Genomic DNA, 11541 nt, shown 5'->3' on the forward strand with positions numbered 1-11541 from the left:
GCCCGCGTCCCCCGCCCGGGCCACGCTCGCCCCGCGCTTCGCGCGGCGGCGGCGGGGCCGGCGGGCGGCTGCAGTTCGCGGCCTATCACACCTGGCAGTTCGAAAACTCGATCCTGATCCGCGAGGGGCTGCCCGAGCTGGACCTGCTCAACGGCTCCGCATCGGGAAGCCGCGGCGGCCAGCCGCGCCACCAGATCCAGCTGCAGGGCGGCTATGTCGTCAACGGGCTGGGCGCGCGCGTGAGCGCCAACTGGCAGAGCGCGACCGAGGTCAACGGCGGCACGACCGGCAACGACCAGCTGCGCTTCGGCTCGCTCGCCACCGCCGACCTGCGGCTGTTCGCGAACCTGGGCCAGCAGCCGGCGCTGGTGCGCGACCATCCGTGGCTGCGCGGCACGCGGGTGACGCTGTCGGTCGACAACATCTTCAACCAGCGCCAGGAAGTGACCAGCGCGCAAGGGACGGTGCCGCTGAGCTACCAGGGCGGGTTCCTCGATCCGCTCGGGCGGACGGTGCGGATCAGCGTGCGCAAGCTGTTCTTCTGAGAACCGCGGGCGCGGCAGCCGGGGGAAGCCGGCCTGCCGCGCCCGTGGCGCTTCCCTGCCGGCGCGATCAGAAGCGCGCGGCAAGGCCCAGCCAGAGCCGGGCCGGATCGATCACATAGGCATAGTCGGCATAGTCCAGCCGCTTGTCGAACAGGTTCTGGATGCCGCCGTGGAGGGTCACGGCCTCCGTCAGCCGGTAGCTGCCGCCGATGTCGACGGTGGTGTAGGAGGCGGCGACGACGTTCTCGCCGCTGATCTGCGCCTCCGTCACGGCTTCCTCGCCGCGGTAGATGGCGCGGACGTAGCCGCTGAAGCCGCCCGCCGGCTTCCAGTTGAGCGAGGCGCTGGCCTGCTGCTTGGGCGTGTCGTTGAGCGCGGCACCGGCGTTCGCGCCGCTCAGCTGCTCGGAATCGGTGAGCGTGCCCGAGGCGTTGAGGCGCAGCGTCGGGGTGAGGCGCACGTCCACGGTCGCCTCAATGCCCTGGACCCGCGCGCGGTCCACGTTGACATAGGTGGTCGGCGGCCGGCCGATCGTGCTCAGCGGTTCGTCGATGCACCAGGCGGCCGCTTCCTCGCAGGTGACGCGGGTGATCTTGTCCTTGAAGCGGGTGTCGTAGGCGGCCAGGCTCGCCTGGAACCCGTCGCCGTCATAGAGCAGCGACGCCTCGAAGGTGCGCGAGGTCTCCGCCTCCAGATCGGGGTTGCCGTAGATCGTGCCGCCGCGGCTCGTCTGGCCCCAGTCCTCGAGCGTCTGGCGCAGGTTGGGCGCGCGGAAGCCCTGCGAATAGCCGCCCTTGAGCGTGAAGTCGGGCGTCATGTTCCACACCGCATAGACGCGCGGCGTCCAGTGGGTGCCATATTGCTCGTCGTCGTCCATGCGCAGGCCGCCGGTGAGCTTGAACCCGTCCGCCACCGCGAGCTCGTTCTCGGCGAACAGCGCCCAGTTGGTGCGGCTGGCGCCCGTGCGGGTCGATCCGTTGAGGCGGTTGCCGGTGAGGTCGGTCAGATCCTCGTTGCGGTAGAAGGCGCCGATGCTGAGCATGTTGGAGGGCAGCGGCACCGTCCAGATCGACTGGCCGACCGTGTTCTTGATCCGCTTCTCGCCCTCGACGTGCTCGGCATCCTCGTACTGGAGGTAGCTTTCGGACGCGGCGAAGCCCCACTTGCCGCTGTGGCTGAGCGACGCGACCCACCGCTTCTGGGTCATGGTGTCCTGGGTGCCCTCGGGCACGGTGTCGCTCGCCTCGACGGTCTTGCCGGCGGTGGAGATGGTCTTCTGCCGATAATAGCCGCCCTCGACCAGGAAGCGGTGGTCGGCGCCGGCATCGAAGCCGAGCTTGCCTGCGATCGAATCGTCGTGGCGCTCCGGCGTGCCGCCGATCACGTCGTCCTCGCTGCGCCGGTTGCGCGAACCCTGGAGCTGGATGCCGACCGCGTCGCCAGCGAGCGGCCCGGACAGGTAGAAGTTGCCGTCATAGACGTTGCCGAAGTCGTCGCCGAGTTGGAGCGTGCCGTTGACGCGCGCGCTGCCGCGCCAGCGGTCCGATATGGCCCGGGTGATGACGTTGACGACGCCGCCCATCGCATCCGAGCCGTAGAGCGAGGACATCGGCCCGCGCACCACCTCGATCCGCTCGATTGCCTCGAGCGGGGGTAGCAGGCCGCCTTCGCTGATGCTGCCGCCGTTGGTGCGCGATTCGCGCGAGGACAGGCGTTTGCCGTCGACCAGGATCAGCGTGTACTGCGGCGCCATGCCGCGGATGGAGATGTCGCGGCTGTTGCCCTCGCCCGGAGTGACGGTGACGCCGGGGATTTCCAGCAGCGCGTCCGTCACCTCGCGATAGGGAAGCCGCTCCAGATCCTCCCGCGTGATGACGCTGATGGAGGCGGGCGCGTCCTTGACCTGCTGTTCCCGCGCCGTGGCGGTGACGACGATCTCGTCGGTGTTGAGGCTCTGCTGCGCGGCCGGCACCTCTTCGGCGTGGAGCGGTGCGGCGACCGCTGCGGCGAGCGTCAGGGTCGCCGTTCCGGCGAGCCACCCAAAGCGAGACATGCATTCCCCCTGCTATTGCGAATAAGTCGCAGGCTCATTGTCGGGGTAGGCGCCGTTCGCCAAGGGGTCCGCAGCGTATATCGGCTATTCGCTGGACGAATGGCAGGCGGTGCCGAGCCGGTCGGCGAGCCAGGAGACCGCCGGATCCTGTGCGCTGCGCTCGTGCCAAAGGAGGGTGTAGTGGAGGGTGCCGACCTCGGCCGGGGCGTGTCGCAGCGCGAGGCCGTGGACGCGGGCAAAGGTGCGGGCTGCCCGGAGCGGCAGCATCATGAGGAGGTCGCTGCCGGCGATCACCCCGGCGGCGGCGTGGAAATAGGGGATGCGGGCGCTGACCTTGCGCGCCCGCGCGACCTCCCCCAGCACATGGTCCAGCCGTTCCACCTCGGCATCGCTGACGGTGATGCCGAGGTGGGCGCAGCCGAGCAGCTGGTCCAGGGTCAGCGCGCCGTCCCCGGTCGCGAGCGGATGCTCCGGCCGCATCAGGCAGGCGAAGCTGTCGGTGAACAGCGCGCGCCCGTGCAGCTGCGCAGGGTTATAGTCGAGGCCGGAGACGGCGAGGTCGATGTCGCCCGCGGCCAGCGCCGCCGCGGGCTCGAACGGCAGCGGCACGATGTCGATCGCGGCCTCGGGCGCGGCCTTCAGGATCGCCGGCAGCGCCGGGGTGATTGCCGCCATCACGCCGAAGTCGGTGGCGGCGATGCGGAAGCGCCGTCGCAATGAGGCCGGCTGGAATTCCGGCGACTCGATCAGGACGGCGGCCGACTCCAGCCAGTTGCTGACCGGCTCCAGCAGCGCGTCGCCGCGCGCGGTGCGGCACATGCGGTTGCCGACGCGGACCAGCAGCGGATCGCCGATCGCGCTGCGCAACTGGGCAAGCGAGCGGCTGACCGTCGGCTGGCTGAGGCCGAGCTTGCGGGCGGTGGCGGTGACGCTGCACGTCCGCAGCAGCACGGCCAACATGGCCAGGAGGTTGAGGTCGAGCGAGGGGAGGTGCACAACCCCCGTTATTGCGAACGCCTGTCGATAGCAACACGGGCGTCTCTCCGCCGGCTGCCGGTGCTGGCGGCCTCGTCGCTGCGCAATGTCAGCACCTCGACGCCAGTGCTGGTCACCGCGACGGTGTGCTCGAACTGGGCGGAGAGGCGGCCGTCCTCGGTGACGACGGTCCAGCCGTCGTCGGCGGTGGCGACGCGGCGGCTGCCCTGGTTGAGCATCGGCTCGACGGTGAAGGTCATGCCCTCGCGCAGCCTGGGGCCGGTGCCGGGGCGGCCGTGGTTGAGGACGGAGGGCTCCTCGTGCATCTCGCGGCCGATGCCATGGCCGCAATATTCGCGCACGACCGAATAGCCGTTCTTCTTGGCATGGCGCTCGATCGCGGCGCCGATATCGCCCAGGTGCCCGCCGGGGCGGACCTGGCGGATACCCTCCCACATCGCCTCCTGCGCGACGCGCACCAGCCGGCGCGCGGCCGGATTGACGGTGCCGACCATGTAGGTCTTGCTGGAATCGGCGATGAAGCCGTTCTTCTCCAGCGTGATGTCGAGGTTGATGATGTCGCCGTCGCGGATGATGTCCTGCGCGCTCGGCACGCCGTGGCAGACCACCTCGTTGATCGAGCAGTTGAGGACGTACTGGAAGCCGTACTGGCCCTTGCTGGCGGGGCGGGCGGCGAGGTCGTCGGTGATGAAGCGCTCCACCAGGTCGTTGACCTGTAGGGTCGACATGCCGGCGAGGTCCTGGGCGTCGAGCATCTCGAACACCGAGGCGAGCAGCCTGCCCGAGATGCGCATCAGCGCGAGTTCCTCCGGGGTCTTCACCATCTCAGGCGGCCGCGGCGTGGGCGGGCGGCAGGTCGACGGCGGCGGCGAGCTCCGCCTTCACGATGTCGCTGAAGGAGAGGGTCGGGTTGGCCTCGGCGAGCATGCCGATCTTCATCCAGAACTCGGCCTGGGCGTTGATCGAGCGGCACATCACGGTGCTGGCGCGGCGCACCTCTGCATGGAGGTGGTCGTCGATCTTCACGATGCCCATCGGGGGTCCTTGTGCAGGCAGGGATATGCGAAGCGTATATGGATCGTATATCGACGGGTCAACCGGAGGGCAGCGGCGCGCTGGCATGCGCTGCGGCTTTGCGGTAGCGCCGGGACCATGAAGCAGCCGCATATCGTCGCCATCGGCGGAACGCTCCGCGCCAGCTCGGGCACCGCCCGCGCGCTGGAGATCGCGCTCGCCCAGGCCGAGAGCCTGGGCGCGCGCACCACCTTGCTGACCGGGGCCGCGATCGACTTTCCCAACTACGAGCCCGAAAGCGCGCTGGAGAATCCGGTGATCGCGGCGTTCCTGGCGACGCTGCGCGATGCGGACGGAATCGTGATCGGATCGCCGGGATACCACGGCACGCTGTCGGGGCTGGTCAAGAACGCGCTCGACCATGTCGAGCTGATGCGCAGCGACGAGCGCGTCTATTTCGACGGGCTGCCGGTGGGGATCATCGCGACGGCGGCAGGCTGGCAGGCGGCGGTGGCGACGCTGGGCACGCTGCGCACGGTGGCGCACGCGCTGCGCGGCTGGCCGACGCCGATGGGGGTTGCGATCAACACGCTGGCGAGCCCTAATGCGATCCACGAGGCCGAGCCGCAGATCGCGACCATGGTGGGGCAAATCATGGGCTTCGTCGGGCGCGGCTGAGGCAGCGCCCCGCGGCATCGACACGACATTCGCAAGGCAGGACATACCGACACAGCAGTTCCCGACAAGGAGACAGGCGATGGTGGAGAGCGTGGTGACGCGAAGAGGGTTGCTCCAGGCCGGGGGAGGCGTGGCGGCCGCCTCGCTGGTCGCCGCCGCAGGTCCGGCGACCACGCTTGTCCAGGGGAGCGGCGGCGCAAAGCTGGCCGGACAGCCGCTGCCGGGCGGGGCGAAGCTGCCGACGACTCCCCCGGCGCGCAAGGCCGCCGACAGCGTCGGCTTCGCGATCGTGGGGCTGGGCGGCTATGCGCTCAACCAGATGATGCCGCGCTTCCCCCAGGCAAAGCGGGCGCATGTCGCGGCGATCGTCTCGGGCAATCCGGAGAAGCTGCGCCAGGTGGGCGACGCCTATGGCGTGCCCGCCGACGCGCGCTATTCCTATGACGACTTCGCCAGGATCGCGGCCGACAAGCGGATCGAGGCGGTCTATGTCGTGCTGCCCACCGGCCTGCATGCCGAATGGGTGATCCGCGCCTTTGCCGCGGGCAAGCATGTGCTGTGCGAAAAGCCGATGGCGCTTTCGAGCGCGGAGTGCGAGCGGATGATCGCGGCGGGCAAGCGCGCCAACCGCAAGCTGATGATCGCCTATCGATCGCACTTCGAGCCGTACAACGTCGAGGCGATGCGGCTGATGCGGCAGAAGGCGGTGGGCACCATCCGGCTGCTGCGCACCGAGCAATCCTATCGCATGGGGCCGACGAGCCCGAGCGAGAACTGGCGGGCGAGCCGGGCGCTGGCGGGCGGCGGGCCGCTGGAGGACTACGGCATCTATGGCCTGCAGTCGGCGCTCTACCTGACCGGCGAGATGCCGGAGAGCATCAGCGCCACGACCTTCCGCCCCTCAGGCGACCCGCGCTTCGCCGAGATCCTGGCGCATGTGTCGTCGCAATGGCGCTTCCCGTCGGGTGCGGTCGCGCAGCTGGTGACCTCCTATGACTCGGCCGGCATCAACTTCGCCGAGGTGCGCGGCACCGAGGGCGTGCTGAAGATGGACCCGGCGACCAGCTATTCGGGCCAGAAGATGTGGACCGAAGGGCGCGGGGCACGCGAGTTCTCCCCCGGCGACCCGGAGGTGCAGTTCGCGGGGCAGCTCGACCATTTCACCGATGCCATCCGCACCGGCTCGCCGATCCGGACGCCGGGGGAAATGGGGCTGCGCGACCTCCGCCTGATGGAGGCGATCTACGCCTCGGCCGAGCGCGGCCAGACGGTGAAGCTGGCGCCCGACGGACGCATGCGGGGCTGATCGGGCTCACGGGCCGCCGGACCTTGCCGGCGGCCCGGGGTCCGCGCCCGGATCAACTGGTGGACCGTGCCGGGGGCAGCCGGTCCAGCTCGGCATCGAGGACGGGCCGGTCCTCGCCCGCTGCCAGCGCGAGGTGGCGGCCGGTGTCGCCGACCCGTGCGGCGACGTCGCGCGCGATCGCGTCGCGATTGGTGCTGCACCAGCCCGGGCGGCTGCCGCTCGCCACGTCGTTGCGGACGAAGCTGCGCGAGAAGGAGGCGTCCTGCCCGCGCGTGGCGGCGCGATCGACCGAGAGGTGCGCGGTCCAGGCGCAGCGCAGCGTCGAGGGACGGCCGCCCGGGGCGACGGTGCCCAGCTGGCGGTGCTCGACCCGAACCGTGCCGCGATAGTCGGCCTGCACCGGGCCGGAGGCGTGCTGGACGGTGATCTGATGCGCGCCCGCCGGGGTGGCGGTGGCGGCGGCGAGGAGCATCGCTCCGATTGCTAGAGACATGATGAGACTTCCGGATCGTCTGAATGGGGGGCCGGGGGCGGGCGCTGACTGCTGCCATCGCCCGCGGGCCGCCGGCAGGGTGGATGCGGCGGGCCCGATCAGGCGGGCTGCGGCCGGCGGCTCATGGCGTGCAGCCGATCCTTCACACGCAGGCGCAGCCGTTTCAGCCGCAGCAGGTTCAGCGTGTCGGGGGTGCGCCGCTTCGTTTCGGCGCGGATCTGCTCGTCGAGCCGCTGGTGCAGCTGGGTGAGTCTATAGACGAAGGTGTTCAAAGCCTCTCTCCAATCCGAGATTGAAAGATCGGATGATCGGCGATGAAAGGGGGCAGGAAGCCAGGCCAACATCGAGATCACCCGATGCGGTCCGACATCACGTTCCTCCCGAAGGAGGAGCGCCAGAGGGGCCCGGCCCGCACCCTCAAGCTAGGGTGCGGTGCGCCTCCGTCAAGGCACTGGCGTGTAACAAAGTGGGTCTGGTTGACAAAGCCGGCCGGCGGGATCACCCTTCGTCCATGTCCGCACAGGCGACATATCAGCGCTTCCGCGACCACGCCGGCCAACTCGCCGCGCGCGCGTAGCCCGGGTTCGGCGGCGTGCCGCCCGGGCCCGGGACTTATTCGATCCGAACGTCGGGACGCGCCCTGCGCGCCCGGTCCTCGAGTAAGCGGAATCCCTGTCATGACCGAAGCAGTTTCGATGACCCCGGCGCGCCGTCCGGTGGCGGATGCATCGCAGATCCACGCCGACCCCGCGCCGCGCGAGCTGGTGATGCGGCCGGAGCATTTCTTTTCCAACACCTTCCACCTGGAGATGGAGGGCACCGACGCCGGCCGCGAGGAGGCGCTGGCATCGTTCCGCGCCGCCCCGACGCGCGACGAACCGGGCGCGCTGAGCCTTGTGCTGATGATCCTGCTGATCGGGGTGCCGGCGCTCGTGGCGCTGGCGCTGTTCTCGGCAGCATAGCCCCGCGCCTCCCGCCGGTCGGGCGGGAGGCAGCCGGTGGCGGTCGGGCCCCGATCTTTTGCAAGGAGCACCCGTGCCGACCGGGCTGAAGGCGCTGCTGCTGGTGGTCGCAAGCGCGCTCTGCTGGCTCGGCGCGTGCCGGCTGGCAGGGGTGCGCGAGCCGTGGGATGCGGAAGCCTATTGGCGGCTGTGGGTGCCCGCGTCCCTTGCCCTGTCGGCGGTCGCCGGATGGTTCTGGCGGAAGCCGGGGTGGCCGGCCGGCGTGCTGATCACCTTTGGCCAGCTGCCGGTGCTGTGGATCGCAGACGGGGAGAGCGGCGGGCTCTGGGTCGCCGGGGTGCTGATCCTGGGGGTGCTGGCGCTGCCGGCGGCGGCGGTTTCGGCGCTGGCGGCGCGGCTTCGGCGCGGAACGCGGCGTTAGAGCGATCCGGCTTGCGTCGGCCGAGATTTGCGATCAGCTTTGCGGAGAAGGCGTTCCTGCGCCGAGGCACGGAACGTCGCGCTTTGAGGGAGGCGGCCGAATGCACGTCAGCATCGCAAAGGCAGGTGAGTCGGCGGATCGGGGAGGGGTGCTGTGATCGCGACCGTGATCGCCGCGCTGCTGCTGGGGCAGACGCAGGTTCCGCAGGAGCGCGCGTCGTCGCTCGCCTCGGCATCCCCGGATCCCGGCGAGACCGCACGCCCGGCGCGTGCGCGGACGGCGGCGGACCCGGCCTCGCTGGCGGAGATGCAGGCGTTCGGGCGCTGTGCGGCGCGACGCGCGCCCGCCAAGGCGGCGGCGCTGCTGCAGATGGACTATACGACGCCGCAATATCAGCAGGCGCTCCGGAAGCTCGCCTTGTCCAACGCCAGCTGCTCGCCCGGAAAACAGGGCCGGTTCGCCGGGGTGCTGTTCGCGGGGGCGGTCGCGGAGGAGCTGCTGTCGCATGCCGGCAACCTGCCGGAGGCGCTTGCCTATGACCCGGCCAAGACGGCGGTGAAGACGCTGGGCGAGACCGACCGGACGGCCAACTGCGTCGCGCGCACGGCATCCCGCGAGGTCGCGGCCCTGTTCGCGACGCCGGTGGCGAGCGAGGCCGAACGCGCGGCGATCCGCACCCTCACGCCGGTGGTGGAGACGTGCATGGCGAAAGGCCAGACGGCGCGCTTCAACTATCCGGGGCTGCGGGCGATCCTGGCCACCGCCTCCTATCGCATCGTCGAGGCGGGCCGGGCCTCGGCGGCCGCAGGCTAGCCCAAAAGGACGGACGGCGGCGCCGCTTCTAGCTTGCGCGGTTCAGCCAGTGGCGGTGGACGAACCAGCCGGTGATGCCGGCAGCGAGCAGGATGCAGACGCCGATCACGCCGGCAAAGGCCCAGGGGGCGTGGGCGAAGGGAATCCCCTCGACGTTCATGCCGAGCAGGCCGGTCAGGAAGGTCAGCGGCAGGAACACCATCGCGACGATCGCGATCTGGAGCGAGCGCTGGTCGATCTGTTCGGCGCGCAGATCGGTGAGCGTCTCGTGGATCAGCGCGGCGCGTTCGCGGATCGCCTCCAGCTCCTCCGCCATGCGCGCGGCCTGGTCGGCGGCGGCGGCGATGTGGAGGCGGTCGTCGGCGCCGAGCCAGTCGCCGGGCAGCGCCGAGAGCTTTTCGAGCGCCGCGCGCTGCGGGCTGAGGAAGCGGCGGTAGCCGATCGCCTGGATGCGGGCGCGGCTGACGATGCGCCGCAGCTCGAACACGCGGTCGGCGCTCAATTCCCCCTCGCAATCGTCGAGCGTGTCGCCGAGGTCGGCGACGAGCGGGTCGAGCTCGCCCGTGATTTCCTCGGCAAAGGCGACGATCAGGTCGCCCGGATCGGCGACCTGGGCCTGTTCGACCTCTTCGCGGACCGCAGGCATCGCGGTGAGGCGGTGGCGGGTGACCGAAAACACGCGGCCCGCGGCGGCATAGAGGCGCACGGAGGCGAGCGGATCGGAGGTGGCGAGATCGTCGGGCGAAAGGCCGCGCAGGTTGACGAAGGCGCCGTTCTCGATGGCGGTGCAGCGCGGGCGCGTCTCGACCGCGACCAGCGGGTCGATGACCCAGGCGGGGAGGCCGGCGACGCCCTCCAGCCAGGGGCGCAGCGCCGGCTCCTCGCCATGGAGGTGGATCCACACCAGCGCGCCGTCTGCGGTGAGCGCATCCTCCAGGGGGATGGTGCGGGCCGTGCCGTCCTTCACCTGCATCGCAAAGCCGTTCAACGCAGCATCTCCAGCAGGATCGTAAGGCCCGGAGCGTCGGGCGGGGGGGTGTCGCCAGCAATGCGATCGGCATCGGCGCGCGCGCGGTCGAGGATGGCGGCAGGCACGTCGGGGGCGTGGACCAGCCGGTCGGCGCGGGCGAGCAGGCGGGCCTCGCGCAGGGTGAGGTCGTCGGGATCGGGCGAGCGCAGGGCGATGCGGACGTGTTCGGACGGCGGCGCCTCGGCGGTGTCGAGCCAGCGGGCGACGGCGTCGTCATCCTGTGCGGTCAGCGGGTCGAGCGCACCGCCTGCGGAGAGCGCGGTGCCGAGCGCGCGGCGGCGGGCGTCGCCGTCGGGGAAGCGCTGACGCAGGACGGTGCGGGCGGCGTGGAGCTGTCCGGCTAGGCGGCCGAGGCCGGCGGGGAGCAGCGTCTCGAGCCGCTGGCGGACGGCGGCGGCGAGGCCGGCGGAGATGCCGCCGGTGGCGACCGCGACCAGCAGCGGATCGCGGTCGACGATCGCGGGCAGGGTGAAGTCGCAGAGTTCGGGCCGGTCGACCGCGTTGACCAGGATGCCGCGGGCGCGGAGCGCGGCGATGGCGGCATGCGCTTGCGTCTCGTCGGCAAGGGCGACGACGGCGAGGCGGGCGTCGGGGTGATCCTCGACAACCTGCGCCCCGGCGCGCTCGAGCAGGCGGCGCTTGGCGTCGGCGGCGGGGCCGCTGCCCTTCAGGATCACCGGCCTGCCGGCCAGCCGCAGCAGGACCGGCAGGCCGATCATGTCAGGCGAGCCAGTCCGGCAGCACGTCCGCCTCGACCATTGAGCGGATCGACGGGCGCTCGCGGACCACGGCGAAGCGATCGCCCGAGACCAGCACCTCGGGCGTGAGCGCGCGCGAGTTGTAGGTGCTCGACATGGAGGCGGCGTAGGCGCCGGCGGTGCGGAAGGCGACGAGGTCGCCGGCCGCGACATGGTCCATGGTGCGGCCGGTGGCGAAGGTGTCGCCGGTCTCGCACACGGGGCCGACGACGTTGACGGTCTCGCGCTGGCCGGTGGGCGCCACCGCCTCGATCGCGTGATAGGCGTCGTAGAGGCTGGGGCGCAGCAGGTCGTTCATGGCCGCGTCGACGATCACGAAGGGGGCGTTAGCGCCCTGCTTCACGCGGATCACGCGCGAGACGAGTACGCCGGCGTTGGCGACGATGAGGCGCCCGGGCTCGAAGATCAGGCGCGCGTCCCAGCCGGCGGTGGCGCGGCGGACCATGTCGCCATAGGCGGCGGGGGAGGGGGG

At 71.0% G+C, this 11541-nt stretch carries 14 protein-coding genes and 1 pseudogene; 6 read left to right on the plus strand and 9 right to left on the minus strand.

Features of this window, described 5'->3' with window-relative positions:
- Positions 1-545, plus strand: a pseudogene (locus MHZ35_RS16915) (TonB-dependent receptor); the annotation flags it as partial.
- 67 nt (positions 546-612) lie between these two features.
- Here the strand turns inward: MHZ35_RS16915 and MHZ35_RS16920 are convergent.
- From MHZ35_RS16920 to MHZ35_RS16935, 4 genes are all read right to left on the minus strand, one after another.
- On the minus strand, positions 613-2598 hold the full coding sequence (locus tag MHZ35_RS16920) for a TonB-dependent receptor domain-containing protein (protein ID WP_239436713.1): 1986 nt from the start codon (positions 2596-2598) through the stop codon (positions 613-615).
- 84 nt (positions 2599-2682) lie between these two features.
- Positions 2683-3594, minus strand: coding sequence for a LysR family transcriptional regulator (locus MHZ35_RS16925; protein WP_239436714.1), 912 nt, complete (start codon positions 3592-3594; stop codon positions 2683-2685).
- Positions 3595-3602: 8 nt separating this feature from the next.
- The gene (gene map / locus MHZ35_RS16930; protein ID WP_239436715.1) at positions 3603-4418 is read right to left on the minus strand and encodes a type I methionyl aminopeptidase; all 816 of its coding nucleotides are present in this window, start codon (positions 4416-4418) and stop codon (positions 3603-3605) included.
- A 1-nt stretch (position 4419) separates the two neighbouring features.
- Positions 4420-4629 (minus strand): ParD-like family protein, encoded by a 210-nt coding sequence (locus MHZ35_RS16935; protein ID WP_239436716.1) that lies wholly within the window; start codon positions 4627-4629, stop codon positions 4420-4422.
- Between the two features lie 117 nt (positions 4630-4746).
- Between MHZ35_RS16935 and MHZ35_RS16940 the strand changes: the two genes are divergently transcribed.
- Together MHZ35_RS16940 and MHZ35_RS16945 are read left to right on the plus strand one after the other, a co-directional pair.
- Positions 4747-5286, plus strand: a complete 540-nt coding sequence (locus tag MHZ35_RS16940) for an NADPH-dependent FMN reductase (RefSeq protein WP_239436717.1) — start codon at positions 4747-4749, stop codon at positions 5284-5286.
- Between the two features lie 79 nt (positions 5287-5365).
- A complete protein-coding gene (locus MHZ35_RS16945; RefSeq protein ID WP_239436718.1) occupies positions 5366-6592 on the plus strand; it encodes a Gfo/Idh/MocA family protein in 1227 nt (408 codons plus the stop codon).
- Positions 6593-6644: 52 nt separating this feature from the next.
- Here the strand turns inward: MHZ35_RS16945 and MHZ35_RS16950 are convergent, their stop codons facing one another.
- Entirely contained in the window at positions 6645-7085 is a 441-nt protein-coding gene (locus MHZ35_RS16950; RefSeq protein WP_239436719.1) for a hypothetical protein, read from the minus strand.
- Positions 7086-7183: 98 nt separating this feature from the next.
- Complete coding sequence (locus tag MHZ35_RS16955) at positions 7184-7357, minus strand: DUF465 domain-containing protein (protein WP_125961282.1); 174 nt, start codon at positions 7355-7357, stop codon at positions 7184-7186.
- A gap of 405 nt (positions 7358-7762) precedes the next feature.
- Between MHZ35_RS16955 and MHZ35_RS16960 the strand changes: the two genes are divergently transcribed.
- The 3 genes from MHZ35_RS16960 (at position 7763) to MHZ35_RS16970 (ending at position 9281) form a co-directional block, all read left to right on the plus strand.
- Positions 7763-8047 (plus strand): hypothetical protein, encoded by a 285-nt coding sequence (locus MHZ35_RS16960; RefSeq protein ID WP_239436720.1) that lies wholly within the window; start codon positions 7763-7765, stop codon positions 8045-8047.
- Positions 8048-8120: 73 nt separating this feature from the next.
- The gene (locus MHZ35_RS16965; RefSeq protein WP_239436721.1) at positions 8121-8468 is read left to right on the plus strand and encodes a hypothetical protein; all 348 of its coding nucleotides are present in this window, start codon (positions 8121-8123) and stop codon (positions 8466-8468) included.
- 153 nt (positions 8469-8621) lie between these two features.
- Entirely contained in the window at positions 8622-9281 is a 660-nt protein-coding gene (locus MHZ35_RS16970) for a hypothetical protein (RefSeq protein WP_239436722.1), read from the plus strand.
- Between the two features lie 28 nt (positions 9282-9309).
- Here the strand turns inward: MHZ35_RS16970 and MHZ35_RS16975 are convergent, their stop codons facing one another.
- The 3 genes from MHZ35_RS16975 to MHZ35_RS16985 all read right to left on the minus strand — a co-directional run.
- A complete protein-coding gene (locus tag MHZ35_RS16975) occupies positions 9310-10269 on the minus strand; it encodes a CorA family divalent cation transporter (RefSeq protein ID WP_239436723.1) in 960 nt (319 codons plus the stop codon).
- A complete protein-coding gene (locus MHZ35_RS16980; RefSeq protein ID WP_239436724.1) occupies positions 10266-11030 on the minus strand; it encodes a precorrin-2 dehydrogenase/sirohydrochlorin ferrochelatase family protein in 765 nt (254 codons plus the stop codon). Before MHZ35_RS16980 ends, MHZ35_RS16975 begins: the two co-directional genes overlap by 4 nt.
- 1 nt (position 11031) lies before the next feature.
- A partial coding sequence (locus MHZ35_RS16985) for a diaminopimelate decarboxylase family protein (RefSeq protein WP_446741073.1) occupies positions 11032-11541 on the minus strand: 510 nt, incomplete at its 5' end.

The organism is Sphingomonas sp. ACRSK (assembly GCF_022346685.1).
GTDB lineage: Bacteria > Pseudomonadota > Alphaproteobacteria > Sphingomonadales > Sphingomonadaceae > Sphingomonas > Sphingomonas molluscorum.